This window comes from Actinophytocola oryzae, from assembly GCF_004364325.1.
Classification (GTDB): domain Bacteria; phylum Actinomycetota; class Actinomycetes; order Mycobacteriales; family Pseudonocardiaceae; genus Actinophytocola; species Actinophytocola oryzae.
On record NZ_SOCP01000011.1, the window covers coordinates 26,379 to 45,662 of the forward strand.

A 19,284-nucleotide genomic window follows, 5' to 3' on the forward strand; every position below is an offset into this window, starting at 1 on the left:
TCGGAGGCTTATGAAGGGCCCGCTCGACGGGATACTCGTCGCCGACTTCTCCCGGATCCTCGCCGGGCCCTACGCCACGATGCTCCTGGCGGACATGGGTGCCGACGTGATCAAGGTGGAGGGGCCGGGCGGGGACGACACCCGCACCTGGATGCCGCCGGTGCGCGAGGGGACCTCGACGTACTACCTGGGCATCAACCGGGGCAAGCGGTCCATCGCGCTCGACCTGCGGGACGAGGCCGACCTGACGGCCGCCCGCGAGCTGGCCCGCCGCGCGGACGTCCTGATCGAGAACTTCAGGCCGGGCGGCATCGACCGCTTCGGCCTCGGCTACGACGACGTCCGCGAGACGAACCCCGGCATCGTGTTCGCGTCGATCACCGGGTTCGGCACGGGCGCCGGGCGGGACGTGCCCGGCTACGACCTCATGGTCCAGGCCATCTCGGGGCTGATGAGCCTCACCGGCGAGCCGGACGGGCCGCCCTACCGCGCGGGCATCTCCGTCTTCGACGTGATGGCCGGGAACCACGCGGTGATCGGCATCCTCGCCGCGCTGCGCCACCGTGACCGGTCGGGTCAGGGTCAGAAGGTCGAGGTGAACCTGCTGTCCTCCGCGCTCACCGGGCTCGTGAACCACAGCTCGGCGTACGCGGCGGGCGGGGTCGTGCCCTTCCGGATGGGCAACGCGCACCCGAGCGTGTTCCCGTACGAGCCGTTGCCCACCAAGGACAACGACCTGATCATCTCGGCCGCGAACGACCGCCAGTTCCGCAAGCTGTGCGTGGTGCTCGGCATCCCCGAGGTCGCCGACGACCCCCGCTTCACCGAGAACGCGGGTCGCACGGCCAACCGGGAGGAGCTTCGGCCGCTGCTGGTCGAACGGCTCGTCACGCGGGGTGCCGTCGAGTGGTTCGACCTGCTCGTCGCCGCGGGTGTCCCGTGTGGACCGATCAACACGATCGACGGCGGTTTCGCGATGGCGGAACGGTTCGAGCTGGAGCCGATCGTGACCGTCGGCGAGGGCGACCGTGCCGTGCCGACCACCCGCCACCCCATCCGCTTCTCCTCGACCCCCGTGAGCTACGCGTTACCCCCGCCGGAACTCGACGAACATGGTGAGGAGATCCGCAAGTGGTTGGGGGACAAGGATGAATGAGTATCCGACAGCACTCGGGGCGTCCTCGCTCGACAAGATCTCGCTGCTCGGCACGGACCTCGCGCAGGACGTGATGGGCAAGGTCGGGTTCGGCGAGCTGTCGTTCTGGCTCGCCACCCAGCGTCGGCCGACCGCCGGTGAGACCCGGGTGTTCGAGGCGGTGTTGGCCGCGCTCGCCGACCACGGGTTCACGCCGACCGCGATCGTCACACGCCTGACCTACCTGTCCGCGCCGGACTCCGTGCAGGGTGCGCTCGCGGCAGGGCTGCTCGGCGGCGGGTCGCGGTTCCTCGGCGTGACCGAGGACTGCGGCCGGTTCCTGCACGAGCAGCTGCGGAAGGTCCAGCTGCCACTGGAGCCGGCGGGCTGGGACGAGCTGGCCCTGGAGATCCTCGAGGGCCAGCAGGGAAAGCGCATCCCCGGGCTCGGTCACCACGTGCACAAGAACGGCGACCCCCGCACGAGACGGCTCTTCGAGATCACCCGCGAGGAGGGCCTGTTCGGGCCGCACCTCTCGCTGTTCGAGGCGATCGGGCGCGTGCACCCCCAGGTGCTCGGCAGGACGTTGCCGCTCAACGGGGCCGGGGTGTGCGGGGCCGCGCTCGCCGACCTGGGACTGCCACTGGAGCTCCTCCGTGGCTTCGCCCTGCTGGCACGGACGGCAGGGCTGATCGGGCAGCTCGCCGAGGAGCTGCGCAACCCCGTCGCCAACGAGATCTTCCTGTCGGTCGACCTCAACAACGCGTCCGTTCCCCCCACGCCACACGTCGACGGAGGTTCGCATGGCTGAGCTGGTCGCGGTCATCGCGTCCACGCACCACCCGTTCTACTACCGGGCCAGCACGTCGGTCGGCGAGGAACGGCCGCCGTTCGCGGACGAGTGGGTGCGCAAGGTGGAGGCGTTCCGGGAGACGCTCACCAGGGCACGACCCGACGTGCTCGTGATGGTCGGCTCCGACCACTTCCACCAGCTGTGGTTGGACAACATGCCGCAGTTCCTCGTCGGCAAGGCGCCGGTGTACGACGCCAACTGGTACAACGAGGAACGCGAGTTCGGCCTGCCGCGCATGGTGATGAAGGGCCAGGAGGACCTGTCGAGCTACATCCTGCGGGAGGGCCTCGACGCCGGGTTCGACCTCGCGTTCTCCAACGAGCTGCGGATCGACCACTCGATCACGTGCCCGATCATCACGCTGCGCCCGCAGAACGACCTGCCGATCGTGCCTGTCTACACCAACATCTTCGCGCCGCCGCTGCCGCAGCCGAAGCGGTTCGTGCAGCTGGGGAAGACGATCCGGCAGCTCGTCGAGTCGTGGCCGTCCGACCAGCGGGTCGCGGTGATCGGCACCGGGCACCTGTCGCTGGAGCTGGGCGGGCCGAGACAGTTCGGGCCGCACGGGCCGGACCCCGAGTTCGACCGCAGGGCCGTCGAGTGGATCTCCTCCGGCGACCTCGACGAGTGCTGCGCCGAGGTGACACTGGAAAGCCTGCACCAGCCGGGCAACGCCACGCACGGGTTCATGGACTTCATGCTGATGATGGGTGTCGCGGGCGAGGGCCAGAAGGCGGACTACGTCGACACGTACGACCTGTTCCACACGATGGAGGCCTACTTCACCTGGTACCCGAAAGGGGTTCCGGAGGCATGAGCAAGTATCTGTTGAACAAGTTCCTGTTCACCGTCGATCGCGATCCCGACCTCGTCGAGCGGTACCGCGAGGATCCACAGGGGACGGTCGAGTGGTGGGAGTCCAGTGAGGCCAACAGGATCCTGGCCTGTCACCTCGGCGAGTCGTCGTCCTGGCTGCGGTTCGAGGACGACGAGCGCACCGCACTCGCCACCCACGACTACCCGAAGCTCTTCGAGCTGGGCGCGCACCCGTTCCTGACGCTGACGCTGTTCATCGCGATGTTCGAACGCGACCACGCCGAACCACTGGGCTTCCAGCTGGAGTACGCGCGCAAGCTCGCACACATGTCCCTGCCCTACCCGGACATCACGACATGACCTGGGCCATCGCGGTCCACTCCCCCGGCGAACCGCCGAAGGTCATCGAGTGGGAGACGCCGGGGCTGCAACCGGGCGAGGTGCTCGTCGACGTGACGGCCGCACCGATCACACCGCTGGACCTGCTGTGCGCGTCCGGCAAGTCGTACTTCGGGGTGCCGGCCACGCCGTACATCCCCGGCGTGCAGGGAGTAGGCGTGCACGAGGGGCGCACGTTCTGGTTCCCGACCACGGCCGGGATGCGGCCGGGTGACGGCAGCATGGCCGCCACGGTCGCCATCCCGTCCGACGACCTGGTGGCACTGCCGGAAGGCACCGACCCGGTGCTGATGGCGGCCCTCGGGTTGTCGGCGGTCGCCGCGCACCTGGCGCTGACGTGGCGTGGCGAGCTGACGGCGGGCGAGCAGGTGATCGTGCTCGGCGGCGGCGGGGTCGTCGGCCAGTCCGCGGTCCAGCTCGCGAAGGCCGCGGGTGCGCGGCGAGTCGTGGCGGGCGCCCACTCCCCGCAGGGCCGCGCCAGGGCGGAAGCCGTCGGGGCGGACGCGGTCGTCATGCTCGACACCTCGGACGGCGACGAGCTGACCCGACGCTTCGAGTCCGAAGTGGACGGCCCGGTGGACCTGGTGCTCGACCCGCTGTTCGGGGTGCCCGCCGTCGCGGCGGCCCGCGTGCTGCGGGCCGGCGGGCGGTGGGTGAACCTGGGCTCGGCCGCGTCGGAGACGAGCCCGGTGACGTCCTCGCTGCTGCGGAGCAAGTCGTTGCGCCTGCTGGGTTACACGAACAACGAGCTGACGCGGGACCAGACCGCGGCGGCGATCACGCTGGTGGCGGACAGGGTGGCGGACGGCTCGCTGACCGTGGCCCACGAGACGGTCACCCCACAGAACGTCCCGGTCGCGTGGGCAGGGCACGCGACCGGGACGGCCTCGGTACGTTCGGTGGTGGTGCCGTCAGCGGTATGACTTGTGACGCGAGCCCGAGAGGGACTCGGCGACACCGATGAGCAGCACCGACGCGATCACGGCGACGATGAAGCCCAGCACGTTCAGTTCCATGATGTCGCCGGTGCCGAGCAGGTTCGCGATCGTACCGCCGATCACGGAGCCGACCAGCCCGAGCAGCAGCGTCGCGATGATGCCCAGGTTTTGCTTGCCCGGCTTGATGAGGCGCGCCAGCGCTCCGATGATGAGGCCTGCGACGATGAAGCCGATCATTGAAACCTCCTGTGTCGTCGACACTGGAGATACCCGGCACGCCTCCGGACAAACGTGGGTTTTCCTCACTGTCGGCGCTCTGCCCTGGCGATGACCGACTCGAGAGAGATCTCGGCCGCACTGGTCAACAGGACGTCCGCGGTGGTGAACAGCGCCGGGTCCGCGTTCGGGTGCGGGATCGCGACACAGCGCAGGCCGGCCGCCTGTGCCGCGGCCACCCCGTGGACGGTGTCCTCGAAGGCCAGCGCGCGTTCGGCCGGCACACCGAGGCGGGACAGCGCCAGCAGGTAGACGTCCGGGGCCGGCTTCGCGGCACGGACCTCGTCGCCGCACGCGAGCAGCTCGAAACGGTCACGCTGACCGATGCGGTCCAGGTGGCCGTCGATCCACTCACGGGGTGAGCTGCTCGCCACCGCGAGCCGGATCCCCAGCGCCTCGGCGTCGTCGAGCCACGGTCCGATGCCCGCGGACAGTTCCAGCGCGGCGTAGAGCTCCGTGCGGACGGCCTGGCGACGGGCGTGGCTCGCGTCCTGGTCGTAGGCGGGGCCCACGGCGGCGGCCAGGGCCGCGTAACGCTCCGCCGTGACGTCTCCCCCGTGCCGCGCGAAGAAGCCCGCCACGTCCAGCTCCAGCCCGTGCCAGCGCCAGAGGTCCTGCCACGCGAGCAGCGACGTGGTCTCGGTGTCCATCAGGAGCCCGTCGAAGTCGAACACCAACGCGTCCATCCCCATGCCCGCAGTATGCCCCGAGTACCCTGCCATCTCGTGAAACCTGCCAGTGACGAGCTCACCCCCGACGGGGTCGCGGACGAGAGACCGGACCGCGAGCAGCTCATGACCGTCCGGGCCGAGGAACGGGACCACATCCTGATCCTGACGGTCGAGGGCGACGTCGACGGGCTGACCGCGCCACGGCTGTCCACAGCGGTCGCGGAGGCCTTCCGCGGCCTGGCCGGCCGCAGCCTGGTGCTCGATCTCACACGAGTGCGTTTCATCGGTTCGGTCGGGCTGCGCACGTTGCGCGACACCGCGCGCGAAGCCGCCCGCCACCAGGGAGTTCAGCCGTTGCGGGTCGTGGTCGACCAGGCTCGGCAGGTGATCCGGCCGATCGAGATCGCCGGACTCGACCAGATTCTCGCGCTCCACCACACGGTGGACGACGCGATCGCCGCCGGCGATCTGCGGTAGCACCAAAAGCTGGGACAATACGACCGTGCCGCCAAGCTCCGAGCGTCAGCTGGGTAACGAGCCCACGCGCGCAGACGTCGCGCAGACCTTGGACCTGGTCCTCGCCGCCGACTGGATCTCGCCGTCCGTGGCGCGGGACCAGGTGCGCACCTGGCTGAGAGCCAACCACTGGTCACCGGCCCAGACCGACGACCTGGTGCTGGCGGTCAACGAGGCGGTCAGCAACAGCATCGAACACGGCTACCGGATGGGCCCCGACGACGCGCCGGGCGACGACACCGTGGCCCTCACCGGCACGATCAGGCGCGCCCCGGACGGTTCGCGGCACGTCGAGTTCACCGTCCGGGACAGTGGCGTGTGGCTGCCGCCGACCGACGAGGGCCCCACCACGAGGGGCCAGGGCATCCGGCTGATGCGTGCCTGCGTGGAGCACCTGAGCATCGAGGGCGGCGCCGGCGGCACGAGCGTCGTGATGCACAGCCGCCCCGTCCCCATGTGAGCGGCGCGGGTCAGGCGCCCTCCAGGGCCGCCGGGAGTGCCGGGTAGACGGACAGCAGGTTGTCCAGCCCCGTCACCCGGATCGGACGCATGGTGTCTCGTGTGCCACCGACGACACGCACCTTCGTGTGGTCGCCGCCCTCCTCGTGCGCGGCGACGATGGCCGACATGCCGACGGAGGCGAGGAAGGTGACGCCGGTCAGGTCGATCACCAGTACGGGCGGACGTTTCTTCAGCTCCTGCGCGCACGCCGCGGCCAGCGTCGGGGTGGTCAGGAGGTCGAGCTCGCCTGCGACACGCAGCACCACGGCGCTGCCGTGCTGCTCGATGTCGACAGTGACGCCGAACTGGTCACCCGGGGGCTGGGGGGCGTTGGACATGACCCGTATCTTGCACGGTGGGCTCTGACGAGGACAGTGGCCACGCGGTCGCCGGTCGCACAAAGGGCCGAACGGGCCCCCGGGAACGATCAGCGACGCCCCCGGCAAGTAAGGGTGTGACGACCACCGACGTGGCTGCCGACCGCCCCGACCTCTCCGGCCGCGCCGCGGGCACCGCGCTGACCCTGCTGTACGACTCCCACGCTCGTGACCTGCACCACTATCTGAGCCGCAGGCTGGATCCCACCGCGGCGGACGACCTCGTCGCGGAGACGTTCCTCGTCGCGTGGGAGCAGCGGGCGCGCTACGACCCGGCACGCGGCCCCGCCCGCGCGTGGCTGTTCGGCATCGCGACGAACCTGTCCCGCAGGCACGCCCGAACCGAGGCGAACACGTTGCGTGCCATGGCTTTGGCCGCGGGTCGGGCGACCGTGGCCGAGGCGGCGGACGCGACGAGCGCGTCCAGGGTGGACGCCGGGCGCGCGGCTCGTGAGCTGGCTGCTGGGCTGGCCGGGCTGCGTGCCGAGGAACGCGACGTGCTGTTGCTCGTGGCGTGGGCAGGCCTGCGCCCGGCCGAGATCGCCGTCGCACTGGAGCTGGACGCCCGGACCGTCCGAACTCGACTGCACCGCGCGCGGACCAGGCTGCGCGCACACCTCTCACGAGAAGGAGACGACGGATGACCGATCCCATCGACGAGCTGCTCGCCGGTCTGCGCACGGACGTGCCGGAGATGTCCGAAGAGGCGTTCGACGCGGGCCGTACCCGGCTCGCGACGCACATCGACGCCCCTGTGCCGGTCGTCGCGACCGAGCCGTACATTTCCGTTACACCATTGCGGAAGAAGCGGTTGCTCCGCAGCCTGCCACGCAGGCTGGTCGCCTCCGCCGCCGCCGCGGTCGCGCTGGCCGCGGCGGTGCCGGTCGTGCAGGCCGCCAGAACGGACGGCGCCGCCCCGGTCGCGACCGCCGCCGCGCAGCTCAACGCCGCCGCGGACCGGATCAACCCCGTCGACGAGCCGATCCGGCCGGGCCAGTTCCGCTACACCATCACGCACCGCTGGGCTCTGGGTGAGGTCATGCAGGAGTACGAGCGGGGGAACTGTCAGCTCCCGCCCGGGAAGGGGGGCCCGGTGGTCAGGTTGGACGATGACGACGCGAAGCTTCGCCCCTGCAAGAAGCTGCCCGGCGGCGACCTACGGCTCCTCCAGGAGACCACGACCGAGCACTGGGTGCCTGCCGACCTCACGCAGAACTGCCTGTGGCGCAACACCACCACCGGCCGGTACAGGTGGTTGGTCGGCGACGACGAACGGGGACGGGCGGTCGGGTTCCCGATGCCGCGGCGGGAGAGCAGCGAGTACGCCCCTCCCGGCTGCACCGACGGCGCCAGGTGGTTGTCCGGCCGGCTGAGTCCCGCGTTCGTGGCCGCGCTGCCCCGCGACCCCCGGCAGCTCCACGACCTGCTGCGCCGGGAGAACCTGATGACCCTGCCCCACCCGGACAAGGCGTTCCTCGACAACGTCGACCTCGCGCTGGACTCCGGCTTCGCGTCGGCCGACCTGCGGGCCGCGCTGTACCGGGCACTCGCCCTCATGCCGGGCCTGCGGATCACCGAGCAGTTCGCCAACCTGGACGGCAAGAAGGGCACGGCCTTCGGCCTGTCCCGGGACGGCATCCGGACCGACCTGATCATCGACCCGGCCACGGGCCAGTTCATCGGCATGCGGGAGATCACCGAGACCGACTCGTCGGGGCTCCCGCGGGGCTCGGTCGTGAACTACTCGTCGGTGGCCAACCCGGTGGTGGTCGACAGGGTCCGGGCCACCCACTGAGCCGCCGTCACCGGGATGAGGCTCCACCCGGGCGTCGGTCAGGCGCCCGGGTGGGGCTTCTTCTTGAGCGCGTCCGAGGTGCCGCCCGCGACCATCACGACGAACACGACCGGGAGGAACACCCACCACGCCCCGGCGAAGATCGTCAGCAGGATGGCCCCCGGGATGCCGAAGACGAAGGCGACCCCCGCGACGACCTCCAGCGCCTTGCTCGCCGGGGTCTCCACCAGCTCGTTCTTTCGGCCCCTGGTGGCCGGGCTGACGAGCTGGCCCGCCTTCTGGATCAGCTGGGGCGGCGCCGCGGAGCTGAGGTCCGGGTGCGGCGCGGGCAGGTCGGTGAACAGCTCCTCCAGCTCACCCCTGGTCCGTGCCGCGACGGCCTTCCCGCACCGCTCCTCGTACTCGGCCAGCTCGAGCCTGCCGGTCGACAGGTGCACGCCGAGGGTCGTGACGGCCGAGTCCCGCTCCTCGTCGCTGACGCGGATCTCCGCCGTTGCCATGGCGAGATTCTATGCACCCTCAGCGCAGGCGTGGCACCGCGTGTTTCGCCTGCGCCGCACGCAGTACCGAGGCCGCGCCGTCGGAGTCGTTCGCCGCCAGGAGGGACAGGGCCCTGGTCAGCGCGTCGGAGAGCGCCAGCTGGTCCATGGCCTGCGAGGTCAGCTCGGCGCTCTTCTGCCACAGGTCGATGAACACCGCGACCTTCGACCGCAGCACCCACGGGTCGAACGGCTTGGTGATGAAGTCGACCGCGCCGATCTGGTAGCCGCGGAAGGCGAGGCGGGCGTCGTAGTCCAGCGCGGTCAGGAAGATGATCGGGATGTGCCTGGTCCGCTCGCGTTGCTTGATGTGCGTGGCGACCTCGAAGCCGTCCATCGTGGGCATCGACGCGTCGAGCAGGATCACCGCGTAGTCGTCGACCAGTAAGCGCTTCAGTGCCTCCTCGCCGCTGGTCACCGCGACGGTCTCCACCGCGAGGCCCTGCAGGATCGCCTCCAGCGCGACGAGGTTCTCCCTGCGGTCGTCGACGAGCAGCGCCTTCGCCGTCACCGTGCCGCGCCCCTGAGGACCCACGAGGACACGACATCGAGCAGCTGGTCGAGGTCGACCGGTTTTGTCACGTAGTCGTCGGCACCGGCCGCGAAGCTCGCCTCACGGTCCTCCGCCATGGCCTTCGCGGTGAGGAACACCACCGGTGTCCGTTCGGCGCCGGTGCCGAGCTGGCGGATCTGACGGGTCGTCTCGTTGCCGTCCATGTTGGGCATCATCGCGTCCATCAGCACGATGTCGATCTCGGGGTGCTCGGTGAGCAGCCGGACGCCGTCCGCGCCGTTGTCCGCGTAGAGGACGGTCATGCCGTGCAGCTCCAGCGCGGAGGTCAGCGCGAACGCGTTGCGCACGTCGTCGTCCACGATCAGCACGGACACCCCGGTCAGCTCGCGCGCGACAGCCGGTGCGCCGACGGTCGGGCGCAGGATCGGGGTGCCGATCGGCGGCAGGCCGTCCTCGGACTCGGCGAGCGGCGTGGTGCGCTTGCGGTCCCCGCCCGGCACGGCGACCGGCACGAACAGCGTGAACGTCGACCCGACGCCCAGCTCGGACTCGACGGTGATCGCGCCGCCGAGCAGCCTCGCCAGCTCCTTGGAGATCGACAGGCCGAGGCCGGTGCCGCCGTAGCGGCGGCTCGTGGTGCCGTCGGCCTGCTGGAACGCCTCGAAGATCATCTCGAACTTCTCGTCGGAGATGCCGATGCCGGTGTCGTTGACGGAGAACGCGATCTCGTCACCGGTGCGGCCCGGCGAGATCGTCAGCGTGACCGTGCCGCGCTCGGTGAACTTGACCGCGTTGGACAGCAGGTTGCGCAGGATCTGTTGCAGGCGCTGGATGTCGGTGACCATCGAGGTCGGGGTGTCCTCCGCCACCAGCACCTCGAGGTCGAGGCCCTTCTCCTCCGCCTGTGCCACCAGTGCGCGCCGCGCGACGGCCGCGACCTCCGCGAGGTCGACCGGTCCCGGGTGGATGGTCACGCGGCCCGCCTCGATCTTGGACAGGTCCAGGATGTCGTCGATCAGCGCGAGCAGGTCGGAACCGGCGTTGTGGATGGTGTTGGCGAACTCGATCTGCTTGGGCGACAGGTTCTTCTCCGGGTTGTCGGCCAGGAGCCTCGCGAGCAGCAGCAGCGAGTTGAGGGGCGTGCGCAGCTCGTGGCTCATGTTGGCGAAGAACTCGGACTTGTACTGGCTCGCGACGGCCAGCTGCTGCGCGTTCTCCTCCACGCGGCGGCGGGCGGCCTCGATCTCCAGGTTCTTGATCTCGATGTTGCGGTTCTGCTCGCCGAGCAGTGCCGCCTTGTCCTCCAGCTCCGCGTTGGTGCGCTGCAGCTCGGCGGACTGGTCGCGCAGCTCCTCCGCGAGGCGCTGCGACTGCGCGAGCAGCTCCTCGGTGCGGACGTTCGCGCGGATCGTGTTGATCGCGATGCCGATCGTCAGCGCGAGCCGGTCCAGGAAGGTCAGGGACAGCTCGGAGTAGTCGGTGACCGAGCCGATCTCCAGCACGCCGACGGTCTCGCCCTCGAACAGCACGGGGGTCACGACCAGCGCGGTCGGCGTGAACGTGCCGATGCCCGACCGGATGGGCGCGAAGTTCGCCTTGGAGTCACGCATGACGACGGGCTGCTTGGTCTCGGCGGACTGGCCGACGAGCCCCTCGCCCCGGCCGAAGCGGATCGGCAGGTCGTCGGAGCCCAGGCCGTAGGAGCCGTAGAGGCGCCACTCCTGCGAGGTTTCCGGGTCACCGCTGCCGGGGTTGAGGAAGAACGCACCCGCCTGGCCGCTCACCAGCGGCACGACCTCGTTCATGATCATCTGGCAGACGGCGGTGAGGTCACGCTGTCCCTGCAGGAGACCGCCGATGCGGGCGAGGTTGGAGTCGAGCCAGCTCTGGTTCTTGTTCTGCATTGTCGTCTCGCGGAGCGTGACGATCATCTGGTTGATGTTGTCCTTGAGGTCCGCGACCTCGCCGCTGGCCTGCACACCGATCTGCTGGGTCAGGTCACCCCGCGTCACGGCCGTCGACACGCCCGCGATCGCCCGCAGCTGGATCGTCAGCGTCGACGCGAGCTGGTTGACGTTCTCGGTGAGGTTGCGCCACGTCCCGGACACGCCCTTCACCTGCGCCTGGCCACCGAGCTTCCCTTCGGTACCCACCTCACGCGCCACACGGGTGACCTCGTCCGCGAACGACGACAGCTGATCCACCATCGTGTTCACCGTGGACTTCAGCGCGAGGATCTCACCCTGCGCGTCGACGGTGATCTTCTGCGACAGGTCGCCCTCGGCCACCGCGGTGGCGACCTGGGCGATGTTGCGGACCTGGCTCGTCAGGTTGGACGCCATGTAGTTCACGTTGTCGGTCAGGTCCCGCCAGGTGCCCGCGACACCCTTCACCTGCGCCTGACCGCCGAGCTTTCCTTCCGTACCCACCTCTCGGGCCACACGCGTGACCTCGTCCGCGAACGACGACAGCTGATCCACCATCGTGTTCACCGTGGACTTCAGCTCCAGGATCTCACCCTGCGCGTCCACCGTGATCTTCTGCGACAGGTCACCCTTCGCCACCGCGGTCGTCACCTGCGCGATGTTGCGGACCTGGCCGGTGAGGTTGGACGCCATGTAGTTCACGGTGTCCGTGAGGTCGCGCCAGGTGCCCGCCACGCCGCGAACCTGCGCCTGACCACCCAGCTTTCCTTCCGTACCCACCTCACGCGCCACACGCGTGACCTCGTCCGCGAACGACGACAGCTGATCCACCATCGTGTTCACCGTGGACTTCAGCGCGAGGATCTCACCCTGCGCGTCGACGGTGATCTTCTGGCCGAGGTCACCTTCGGCGACGGCCGTCGAGACCTGGGCGATGTTCCGCACCTGGTTGGTCAGGTTCGACGCCATGTAGTTCACGTTGTCGGTCAGGTTCCGCCAGGTGCCCGCCACGCCCTGCACCTGGGCCTGACCGCCCAGCTTCCCTTCCGTACCCACCTCACGCGCCACACGCGTGACCTCGTCCGCGAACGACGACAACTGGTCCACCATCGTGTTCACCGTGGACTTCAGCTCCAGGATCTCACCCTGCGCGTCCACCGTGATCTTCTGCGACAGGTCACCCTTCGCCACCGCGGTCGTCACCTGCGCGATGTTGCGGACCTGGCCGGTGAGGTTGGAGGCCAGCTGGTTGACGCTCTCGGTGAGGTTGCGCCACGTCCCGGACACGCCCTCCACCTGCGCCTGACCGCCCAGCTTCCCCTCCGTACCCACCTCACGCGCCACACGCGTGACCTCGTCCGCGAACGACGACAACTGGTCCACCATCGTGTTCACGGTGTCCATGAGGGCCACGATCTCGCCACGCGCGTCCACGGTGATCTTCTGCGAGAGGTCGCCCTTCGCCACCGCCGTGGTGACCTGGGCGATGTTGCGGACCTGGTCGGTCAGGTTGGCGGCGAGCTGGTTCACCGCGTCCGTGAGGTCCTTCCACGTACCTGCCACGTTCGGCACGGTCGCCTGGCCACCCAGACGGCCCTCGGTGCCCACCTCGCGGGCCACGCGCGTGACCTCGTGCGCGAAGACCCGCAGCGTGTCGGTCAGCGAGTTGATCGTCTCGGCCAGCTCCGCGATCTCACCCCGCGCGCTCACGGTGATCTTGCGCGAGAGGTCACCCTGCGCGATGGCCTTGGCGGCGGAGGAGATCGACCGAACCTGGTTGGTGAGGTTCGAGGCCATCGTGTTCACGGAGTCCGTCAGCGCCCGCCAGGTGCCGGACACGCCGTGCACGTCCGCCTGGCCGCCGAGCCTGCCCTCGGTGCCGACCTCGCGGGACACGCGGGTCACCTCGACGGCGAACGACGACAGCTGGTCCACCATCGTGTTGACTGTTCGCCCGATCCGGTTGAACTCGCCACGCAGCGGACGGCCCTCGATCTCCAGCGCCATGTGCTGGGAGAGATCACCCTCCGCGACCGCCGCGATCACGCGGGCGATCTCCGAGGTCGGCCTGGCGAGGTCGTCGATCAGCGAGTTCACGGCCGCGGCACCCGAGCGCCACCCGCCGTCGAGCTGGTCCTCGTCCATCCGCTCGAGCATCCTGCCCTCGCGGCCGACGACACGGCTGATCCGCAGCAGGTCGCGGTTGCGCCGCTCCTGCGCCTCGGCCAGGGCGTTGAACCCGTCCACGACCTGGCCGGCCAGCCCGGACCGCCGGTTGAGCCGCACGTCGAACGAGCCCTGCCGAACGCCGGCCATGGCTCCGACGAGCTCGGTGAGCAGGCCGTCCAGGTCGCCGTGCTCGTCGTGCTCGGAGGCCGTGACTTCCGGTGCTCCCATGGGTCGCCTCCAGTGGGTTCGCGCTGACGGTGCCGATGCTCGCTCCGCAAGCTCCGCTCAGAGGAGTCTAGGCGCGTGTGCTGGTTGACACGGTGCGCGGGCGCGCACGCTCCGATACCAGGCACACTCGGGGCGTGTTCTCGCGACGAGCCCAGTTCCCAGGAGACGCCGGTGCGCCCAGTGCGGCTCGCCGGTTCGTCCGTGCGACGCTCGCCAGGGCGAGACGCGACGACGTCGCCGACGACGCGGTGCTGCTGGCCAGCGAACTCTGCGAGAACGCCGTGCTGCACGGCGGCACCGGCTTCACGATCGAGCTGGTCGTGCTGGACGGCGGCGCGGTGACGATCACCGTCACCGACCAGGGCCCCTCGCCGATGGAGCTGCGCAGGGCCGTCCAGCCGGGCGGACGTGGCCTGACCCTCGTCGACGGCGTGGCCGACGCGTGGGGCAGCCGACACGACCGCAGGGGCCACCACGTGTGGTTCACGCTCGGCACCGTCGAGCCCGACCCGCCCGCCCGCACCGTCGAGGCGCCGACGTCGTGGCCCGATCCGGAGCGGACCCGCTGGCTGGCGCACCTGCCGCTGGCCGACGACACGCCGCTGCCGGTCGTGCTGACCGAGCTGACCCGCCGCCTCGGCGACGTCCTCGGCGCGGCGGGCGTCGCGGTCCTGCTCGACACGGAGACCGGCACCGAGGAGCTGGCGGGCTGCGGCGACCGCACGAAGCACGCGGAGGTCGTCGTGCCGCTGCCGCTCACCCCGCCCAGGGCCGGGCGGGTGGTCGTGCACGGCGACGAGTCGCTCGCCACGCCTGCCGCCGCCGAGCTGGCCGAGCTGACCGCGCTGCGGATCGCGCTGGCCGTCGAGGCGGACACCCAGCACAACGCCGACCGCGAGCGCTGGATGTGGATGACCTACCTCGCCGAGGCCACGGAGATGTTCTCCAACTCCCTCGACGTGCGCCTCACCGCCGCGATCGTGCCGCAGGTGCTGGTGCCCCGGCTTGGCCGCTGGTGCGCGCTGCACCTGCTCGACCCGCGCGGGCGGCTCGGGCTGGAGGCGATGACGCACGTGGACGAGGACCTGCTGGCCGACCTGCGTGCCGAGCTGGCGCCGCTCGCCGAGCCGGACGGCGCGCTGTGTGTGCTGCTCGACGACGGCGCCGACGCCGCGGCACTCGGCACGCCGTTCGACGGGGTCGCGATGCCGCTGCGGGTCGGCGGCCGCGCCATCGGCACGATCAGCGTCGGACGGCCCGGCGAGCGGTCGCACCGGCCCGAGGAGCTGCTGATCGTCACCGAGCTGGCGCGCCGGGCCGCGCAGGCCGTCGACAACGCCCAGCGCGACAGCGCGCACGTGGCGACCTCGCAGGCACTGCAGCACGCGCTGCTCCCCCGCGCGATGCCCAAGGCCGACGGGGTGGAGTTCGCGGCGGCGTACCTGCCGGAGAGCACGGGGGCCGACGTCGGCGGCGACTTCTACGACGTGCTCACCCTCGGTGCCGACCGCTGGTTCGCCGTGGTGGGCGACGTGTGCGGCAAGGGCCCCCGCGCGGCGGCCCGCACCGGACTCGTGCGGGACGTGCTGCGTGTCCTCCTGCGCGACGGCCAGCCGCTGCAGCGGACGTTCGAGCTGCTCAACGAGATGATGCTGGAGGCGGGCGACCCGTCGCAGTTCGCGACCGTCGCGCTGGCGATGATCACCAGGCAGCAGACCGACCCCCCGTCCGTCGAGGTGGAGCTGGTGCTGGCCGGGCACGAGCAGCCGGCGCTCGTCTACGCCGACGGCAACGTGTCCTACCTCGGCAGGCACGGCAGCGCGGTCGGTCTGGTGCGCAGGTTCGCGGTGCACCCGACCAGGCACGTGCTGCTCGCGGGCGACACGCTGGTGTTCTTCACCGACGGCGTCACCGAGCACCGGCGCGGCGCCGAGCTGTTCGGGCAGGGCAGGCTCGCGAAGGCGTTGCGCAGGGCGGGCAACCGCACCGCCGACGGGCTGATCACGGCCGTGCGGATGGCGGTCGAGGACTTCTCGGCCGAGCCCCACCGCGACGACATCGCGATAGTCGCCGTCCAGGTCCCCGCCGCGCGCGCGACCCGGTAGCTGAATTAGGCTTTTGCCCCGTGTCCAACCCAGTCCAGCTGCGGACCGAGCGGCCGGGACCGAACTGCGTGTTGCTGTCGGTGCTGGGAGAGATCGACCTGGTGACGGTGACGGGTCTGGAGACCGCCGTCGCCGAGCACGTCGCGGCCGCGCCCACCCTCGTGATCGACCTGTCCGAGGTGACCTTCTTCGGGTCGGTCGGCCTCGCCGCGATCATGCGGGCCATGACACTGGCCGAGGACCGGGGTACCCGCCTGCTGCTCGTGGCGGGCCGCCGGGTCCGCCGCACGATGGAGCTCACGAAGACGACGGAGTTCTTCGCCATGTACGACTCGGTGGAGCAAGCCTTGCGGCATACCTGACTGTTCGCTGAGCGCCTGTAGCGTGCCTGTGACGAAACGTTGCTCATCCGTGTTTCACCTCCCACTATTGGGTAATCCGAGGGGAACAAGGTGGGCGGTGGGGCTCACCACGTGACGCGCGCGGGAGTCCGCAATGCTCAGTCATGACGAGGACCGGCAGCTCAGAGCGATCCAGGAGTGGTTCGAGGCGTCCGACCCACGCCTCACCCAGATGTTGCGCGACCACGAGGCGCCGGAACGGCGCAAGCACCGCAGGATCGGCCGGGTGGCCGTCGACGTGACCGGTGGCCTGCTCTTCCTGTTCGGGCTGGTCGCGGCGATCGCGTCCTTCATGGTGCTGGGCATCCTCGTGCTCGGCGCGGGAGCCTGTCTGCACCTGGCGGCACGCAGGTAGGCCACGCAGAATGGCGGTCATGGATCTCCGCATCATGACCGAGCCACAGCAGGGTGCGTCCTACGACACGCAGCTGACCCTGGCCAGGGCGGCCGAGGCCCTCGGGTTCTCCGGCTACTTCCGCTCCGACCACTACCTGGCGATGTCGGGCGACGGCATGCCCGGCCCGACGGACGCGTGGCTCACCCTGGCAGGCCTCGCCCGCGAGACCTCGACCATCCGGCTCGGCACGATGGTCACGGCCGCGACGTTCCGGCTGCCCGGTGTGCTCGCGATCCAGGTGGCGCAGGTGGACCAGATGTCGGGCGGCCGCGTCGAGCTGGGCCTCGGCGGCGGCTGGTTCGAGGCGGAGCACCGCGCGTACGGCATCCCGTTCCCGTCCGCGCGGCTGGGCAGGCTCGAGGAGCAGCTCGCGATCGTGACGGGCCTGTTCGCCACGCCCTCGGGCTCGACGTTCGACTTCAACGGCAGGTACTACCAGCTGAAGGACTGTCCGGCACTGCCGAAACCCGTGCAGGAGACCGTCCCGATCATCGTCGGCGGCAGCGGCCCGACACGCACGCCTGCCATCGCGGCCGCCTACGCCGACGAGTTCAACGTGCCGTTCCGCTCGGTCGAGGACACGGCCGCCCAGTTCGGCCGCGTCCGCGCCGCGGCAGGCACCCGGAAGCTCACCTGCTCCGCCGCCGTGACGATGTGTGTCGGCAGGGACGACGCCGAGGTCGCCCGCCGCGCGAAGGCCATCGGGCGTGACGTCGAGGAGCTGAAGGCCAACGGGGCCGCGGGCTCCCCAGCCGAGGTGGTGGACAAGCTCTCCCGGTTCGGCGAGGCAGGCGCCACCCGCCTGTACCTGCAGCTGATGGACATGACCGACCTCGACCACGTCGAGCTGATCGCGTCGGAGGTTCGGTCGCAGCTCTCGTGAGGATGCCGGCGGCGGTCGGGGACGGCTGGCACGTCGGCATCGTCAGCGTCCTCGCACAGGAGACACGCACCGTGCTCGACGTGCTCAGGATCCCCGACAAGCGCCGGTTCCACACCGGGCGGATGGCGGTGCCCGGCGGGGTCACCTACCTCGTGGTGTCGCCGCCCGCCGGGCCGAACGGGGTGAGCAACGCGCTCGCCGGGCTGTGCGCGCGGTACGACCCGGCCGTCGTGGTGCTCGTCGGCGGCGGGCACGAGCATCCCGTCGCGGCGAACGACGTCGTGGTCACCAGTGGGCGCGAGCCGGTCGAGGGCGCCGTCGGGACGTTCTTCGCCGCGTCCGGCGAGCCCGCGTCCCTGCCGGGCTACGGCGGCGGCACGGCGTTCCGGGTGTTCCGTGGGCTGACCGGCGACGGGGAGGTGCCCCGGTTCTGCTCGCGGGCCACCACCCGGCGCGGGAACCCCCTTGCGTGGGCGGTGATCCGCGGCGTCGCCGGGGACGCCGCGGACCGGAACGCCGCGCAGACGTTGCGCTACCTCATTCCCTACCTGCGGCCGCGGTTATAGCGTGCCCGCGGCCACGGTGAGGACGGCACGCACCTGGTTGACGATGTCGAGCTGGTTGGTCGCGAAGGTCGGGTCGGTCAGCTCGGTCGTGTTGGCCGGGTCGAACTGCAGCACCGGCGTGTGCAGGTGGCCACCGGGGATGTGCAGGCCCAGCGCGTCCCGCAACAGTGTGGCCCGGTAGGCGATCTCGTTCGACAGGTAGTCACCGCCGCCGCCCGCCCTGGCCACCGAGCCGGGGGTCGGGCCGGTCGGTGACACCACCGGTGCCGTCTGGCCCGCCGGGATCTCGGTGACGGACGTGTTGTCGAAGACCGGGAACCGGCCGGTCGGGGCGGCCACGATCGCCGCGTACGGCAACGTGGTCGGGACGAACTCGGGTGCGGGTGTCACGGTCGGCACGCCCGGCGGGATCGGGGCGACACCCGTGCGCGAGATGTTGTCGTTGTCCGGGAAGCCACCGCGCCAGCGGCCGTTGTAGCGCTCGACGTCGAACCGGCCGACGCGGCCCTGGCTGATCGTCGTGAACATGTCGACGCGGCCGAGCACCGGCGCGAACGTCCGCTCCACCACCCCGGCCGCGAACGGGTCCCACAGGACCGGGAACACCGCGGTCTCGATGCGTGCCCGGCCGGCGGGCGTGTCGATGACCGTGCCGTCCAGTGCGAGGGCCGTGGCGCCGGACGGGTTGCTGCGGCGGATGTCCTGGTCCAGCTGGAAGGGGTCGAAGCCGCTCACCAGGATCCGCAGCGCCCGGCCCGGGTAGGCGATCGAGTCCTGGCCTCGGGAGGACCGCTCCAGCGCGTCGACCAGTCCGGTGCGGGCTTCCGGGGTCAGCTCGAAGCGGGGAGCCCACTGCCGCAACGCCTTCGTGAGCTGCAGGCGTGCCCAGTAGAGCGGGCGGTCGTCGGTGACCGGCAGTGTGCCCGCGGGCAGGCGGCCCTGCGCACGGGCGACCGCGGCCTCCCACAGTGCGCGGCCCTGCGCCCTGATCGCCACCTCCGCGACGTGGGCGTTGGGGTAGGCGCACAGCGCGGGGGTGAAGACCTGCGCGAACCGGTCAAAACCACTGCGCTGCAACACTTCGGCTGTCTTGGGCTGTGCCAGCCGCTGTTCCTCGACGGTCAGTGGCGCCGAGGGATCGGCGCAGGTGGGGGCGGCGGAGGCGGTCACGGTCGGCACGAGCATGCCGGCCAGTCCGAACGCGGCGGCCGCGAGCAGGGTGCGGGCTCTCATCCGGCCATCCTGGCGAGCCCCGGAACACCCGGCAAGTTCCCGGCGCG

General features: G+C 70.6%; 21 protein-coding genes. 14 read left to right on the forward strand and 7 right to left on the reverse strand.

Annotation, left to right across the window (positions count from 1 at the left end; genetic code table 11):
• Window positions 1-10: 10 nt before the first annotated feature.
• Genes CLV71_RS27400 through CLV71_RS27420 form a run of 5 tightly spaced genes read left to right on the forward strand, consistent with a single transcriptional unit; the run spans window position 11 to window position 4,126 of the window.
• A complete protein-coding gene (locus tag CLV71_RS27400; protein ID WP_133905744.1) occupies window positions 11-1,156 on the forward strand; it encodes a CaiB/BaiF CoA transferase family protein in 1,146 nt (381 codons plus the stop codon).
• Window positions 1,149-1,946 (forward strand): citryl-CoA lyase, encoded by a 798-nt coding sequence (locus CLV71_RS27405; RefSeq protein WP_133905745.1) that lies wholly within the window; start codon window positions 1,149-1,151, stop codon window positions 1,944-1,946. The genes CLV71_RS27400 and CLV71_RS27405 overlap by 8 nt, the downstream gene beginning before the upstream one ends.
• Window positions 1,939-2,805 (forward strand): DODA-type extradiol aromatic ring-opening family dioxygenase, encoded by an 867-nt coding sequence (locus tag CLV71_RS27410; protein ID WP_133905746.1) that lies wholly within the window; start codon window positions 1,939-1,941, stop codon window positions 2,803-2,805. Before CLV71_RS27405 ends, CLV71_RS27410 begins: the two co-directional genes overlap by 8 nt.
• Window positions 2,802-3,164, forward strand: coding sequence for a hypothetical protein (locus tag CLV71_RS27415; RefSeq protein ID WP_133905747.1), 363 nt, complete (start codon window positions 2,802-2,804; stop codon window positions 3,162-3,164). Before CLV71_RS27410 ends, CLV71_RS27415 begins: the two co-directional genes overlap by 4 nt.
• Window positions 3,161-4,126, forward strand: a complete 966-nt coding sequence (locus CLV71_RS27420) for a zinc-binding dehydrogenase (RefSeq protein WP_133905748.1) — start codon at window positions 3,161-3,163, stop codon at window positions 4,124-4,126. Before CLV71_RS27415 ends, CLV71_RS27420 begins: the two co-directional genes overlap by 4 nt.
• Here CLV71_RS27420 and CLV71_RS27425 read toward each other — a convergent pair.
• Both CLV71_RS27425 and CLV71_RS27430 read right to left on the reverse strand, forming a co-directional pair.
• Window positions 4,115-4,378, reverse strand: a complete 264-nt coding sequence (locus CLV71_RS27425; protein ID WP_133905749.1) for a GlsB/YeaQ/YmgE family stress response membrane protein — start codon at window positions 4,376-4,378, stop codon at window positions 4,115-4,117. The two genes, CLV71_RS27420 and CLV71_RS27425, sit on opposite strands and share 12 nt — an antisense overlap.
• 65 nt (window positions 4,379-4,443) lie before the next feature.
• A complete protein-coding gene (locus tag CLV71_RS27430) occupies window positions 4,444-5,109 on the reverse strand; it encodes an HAD family hydrolase (protein ID WP_133905750.1) in 666 nt (221 codons plus the stop codon).
• 33 nt (window positions 5,110-5,142) lie between these two features.
• On the opposite strand from CLV71_RS27430, the gene CLV71_RS27435 reads away from it, so the two are divergent.
• Window positions 5,143-5,565 carry an anti-sigma factor antagonist gene (locus tag CLV71_RS27435; protein ID WP_166664280.1) on the forward strand — a complete coding sequence of 141 codons (423 nt, stop codon included), beginning with the start codon at window positions 5,143-5,145 and terminating at the stop codon, window positions 5,563-5,565.
• A gap of 25 nt (window positions 5,566-5,590) precedes the next feature.
• The gene (locus tag CLV71_RS27440) at window positions 5,591-6,064 is read left to right on the forward strand and encodes an ATP-binding protein (protein ID WP_166664281.1); all 474 of its coding nucleotides are present in this window, start codon (window positions 5,591-5,593) and stop codon (window positions 6,062-6,064) included.
• Between the two features lie 10 nt (window positions 6,065-6,074).
• Here CLV71_RS27440 and CLV71_RS27445 read toward each other — a convergent pair whose 3' ends face one another.
• A complete protein-coding gene (locus tag CLV71_RS27445; protein ID WP_133905753.1) occupies window positions 6,075-6,443 on the reverse strand; it encodes an STAS domain-containing protein in 369 nt (122 codons plus the stop codon).
• A 116-nt stretch (window positions 6,444-6,559) separates the two neighbouring features.
• On the opposite strand from CLV71_RS27445, the gene CLV71_RS27450 reads away from it, so the two are divergent.
• Window positions 6,560-7,126, forward strand: a complete 567-nt coding sequence (locus CLV71_RS27450; RefSeq protein WP_208297781.1) for an RNA polymerase sigma factor — start codon at window positions 6,560-6,562, stop codon at window positions 7,124-7,126.
• Complete coding sequence (locus CLV71_RS27455) at window positions 7,123-8,277, forward strand: hypothetical protein (RefSeq protein ID WP_133905755.1); 1,155 nt, start codon at window positions 7,123-7,125, stop codon at window positions 8,275-8,277. Before CLV71_RS27450 ends, CLV71_RS27455 begins: the two co-directional genes overlap by 4 nt.
• A 38-nt stretch (window positions 8,278-8,315) precedes the next feature.
• Here the strand turns inward: CLV71_RS27455 and CLV71_RS27460 are convergent, their stop codons facing one another.
• The 3 genes from CLV71_RS27460 to CLV71_RS27470 are packed head-to-tail and all read right to left on the reverse strand — an operon-like array spanning window position 8,316 to window position 13,652.
• Complete coding sequence (locus tag CLV71_RS27460; protein ID WP_133905756.1) at window positions 8,316-8,777, reverse strand: DUF1707 SHOCT-like domain-containing protein; 462 nt, start codon at window positions 8,775-8,777, stop codon at window positions 8,316-8,318.
• Window positions 8,778-8,796: 19 nt separating this feature from the next.
• Window positions 8,797-9,351, reverse strand: coding sequence for a response regulator (locus CLV71_RS27465; RefSeq protein ID WP_243866740.1), 555 nt, complete (start codon window positions 9,349-9,351; stop codon window positions 8,797-8,799).
• Window positions 9,324-13,652: a HAMP domain-containing protein gene (locus tag CLV71_RS27470; protein ID WP_133905757.1), complete on the reverse strand. Its 4,329-nt coding sequence runs from the start codon at window positions 13,650-13,652 to the stop codon at window positions 9,324-9,326. The genes CLV71_RS27465 and CLV71_RS27470 overlap by 28 nt, the downstream gene beginning before the upstream one ends.
• A gap of 134 nt (window positions 13,653-13,786) precedes the next feature.
• Here CLV71_RS27470 and CLV71_RS27475 point away from each other — a divergent pair, with 134 nt between their 5' ends.
• The 5 genes from CLV71_RS27475 to CLV71_RS27495 all read left to right on the forward strand — a co-directional run bounded on the left by CLV71_RS27475 (window position 13,787) and on the right by CLV71_RS27495 (window position 18,004).
• Window positions 13,787-15,757: a SpoIIE family protein phosphatase gene (locus CLV71_RS27475; RefSeq protein WP_166664282.1), complete on the forward strand. Its 1,971-nt coding sequence runs from the start codon at window positions 13,787-13,789 to the stop codon at window positions 15,755-15,757.
• Between the two features lie 20 nt (window positions 15,758-15,777).
• On the forward strand, window positions 15,778-16,119 hold the full coding sequence (locus CLV71_RS27480; RefSeq protein WP_133905759.1) for an STAS domain-containing protein: 342 nt from the start codon (window positions 15,778-15,780) through the stop codon (window positions 16,117-16,119).
• A gap of 133 nt (window positions 16,120-16,252) precedes the next feature.
• Entirely contained in the window at window positions 16,253-16,513 is a 261-nt protein-coding gene (locus CLV71_RS27485; RefSeq protein WP_133905760.1) for a DUF3040 domain-containing protein, read from the forward strand.
• A 19-nt stretch (window positions 16,514-16,532) separates the two neighbouring features.
• Complete coding sequence (locus tag CLV71_RS27490; protein ID WP_133905761.1) at window positions 16,533-17,438, forward strand: LLM class F420-dependent oxidoreductase; 906 nt, start codon at window positions 16,533-16,535, stop codon at window positions 17,436-17,438.
• Window positions 17,435-18,004 carry a hypothetical protein gene (locus tag CLV71_RS27495; protein WP_133905762.1) on the forward strand — a complete coding sequence of 190 codons (570 nt, stop codon included), beginning with the start codon at window positions 17,435-17,437 and terminating at the stop codon, window positions 18,002-18,004. The genes CLV71_RS27490 and CLV71_RS27495 overlap by 4 nt, the downstream gene beginning before the upstream one ends.
• Here CLV71_RS27495 and CLV71_RS27500 read toward each other — a convergent pair.
• Window positions 17,999-19,237, reverse strand: a complete 1,239-nt coding sequence (locus CLV71_RS27500) for a pyroglutamyl-peptidase I (RefSeq protein ID WP_133905763.1) — start codon at window positions 19,235-19,237, stop codon at window positions 17,999-18,001. The two genes, CLV71_RS27495 and CLV71_RS27500, sit on opposite strands and share 6 nt — an antisense overlap.
• Window positions 19,238-19,284: the final 47 nt, after the last annotated feature.

Coding starts and splice junctions, on each gene's coding strand:
- CLV71_RS27415 (WP_133905747.1), top strand. CDS start 2,802: ATGAGCAAGTATCTGTTGAACAAGTTCCTGTTCACCGTCGATCGCGAT.
- CLV71_RS27420 (WP_133905748.1), top strand. CDS start 3,161: ATGACCTGGGCCATCGCGGTCCACTCCCCCGGCGAACCGCCGAAGGTC.
- CLV71_RS27500 (WP_133905763.1), bottom strand. CDS start 19,237: ATGAGAGCCCGCACCCTGCTCGCGGCCGCCGCGTTCGGACTGGCCGGC.
- CLV71_RS27490 (WP_133905761.1), top strand. CDS start 16,533: ATGGATCTCCGCATCATGACCGAGCCACAGCAGGGTGCGTCCTACGAC.
- CLV71_RS27410 (WP_133905746.1), top strand. CDS start 1,939: ATGGCTGAGCTGGTCGCGGTCATCGCGTCCACGCACCACCCGTTCTAC.
- CLV71_RS27470 (WP_133905757.1), bottom strand. CDS start 13,652: ATGGGAGCACCGGAAGTCACGGCCTCCGAGCACGACGAGCACGGCGAC.
- CLV71_RS27405 (WP_133905745.1), top strand. CDS start 1,149: ATGAATGAGTATCCGACAGCACTCGGGGCGTCCTCGCTCGACAAGATC.
- CLV71_RS27455 (WP_133905755.1), top strand. CDS start 7,123: ATGACCGATCCCATCGACGAGCTGCTCGCCGGTCTGCGCACGGACGTG.
- CLV71_RS27445 (WP_133905753.1), bottom strand. CDS start 6,443: ATGTCCAACGCCCCCCAGCCCCCGGGTGACCAGTTCGGCGTCACTGTC.
- CLV71_RS27485 (WP_133905760.1), top strand. CDS start 16,253: ATGCTCAGTCATGACGAGGACCGGCAGCTCAGAGCGATCCAGGAGTGG.
- CLV71_RS27400 (WP_133905744.1), top strand. CDS start 11: ATGAAGGGCCCGCTCGACGGGATACTCGTCGCCGACTTCTCCCGGATC.
- CLV71_RS27425 (WP_133905749.1), bottom strand. CDS start 4,378: ATGATCGGCTTCATCGTCGCAGGCCTCATCATCGGAGCGCTGGCGCGC.
- CLV71_RS27460 (WP_133905756.1), bottom strand. CDS start 8,777: ATGGCAACGGCGGAGATCCGCGTCAGCGACGAGGAGCGGGACTCGGCC.
- CLV71_RS27430 (WP_133905750.1), bottom strand. CDS start 5,109: ATGGGGATGGACGCGTTGGTGTTCGACTTCGACGGGCTCCTGATGGAC.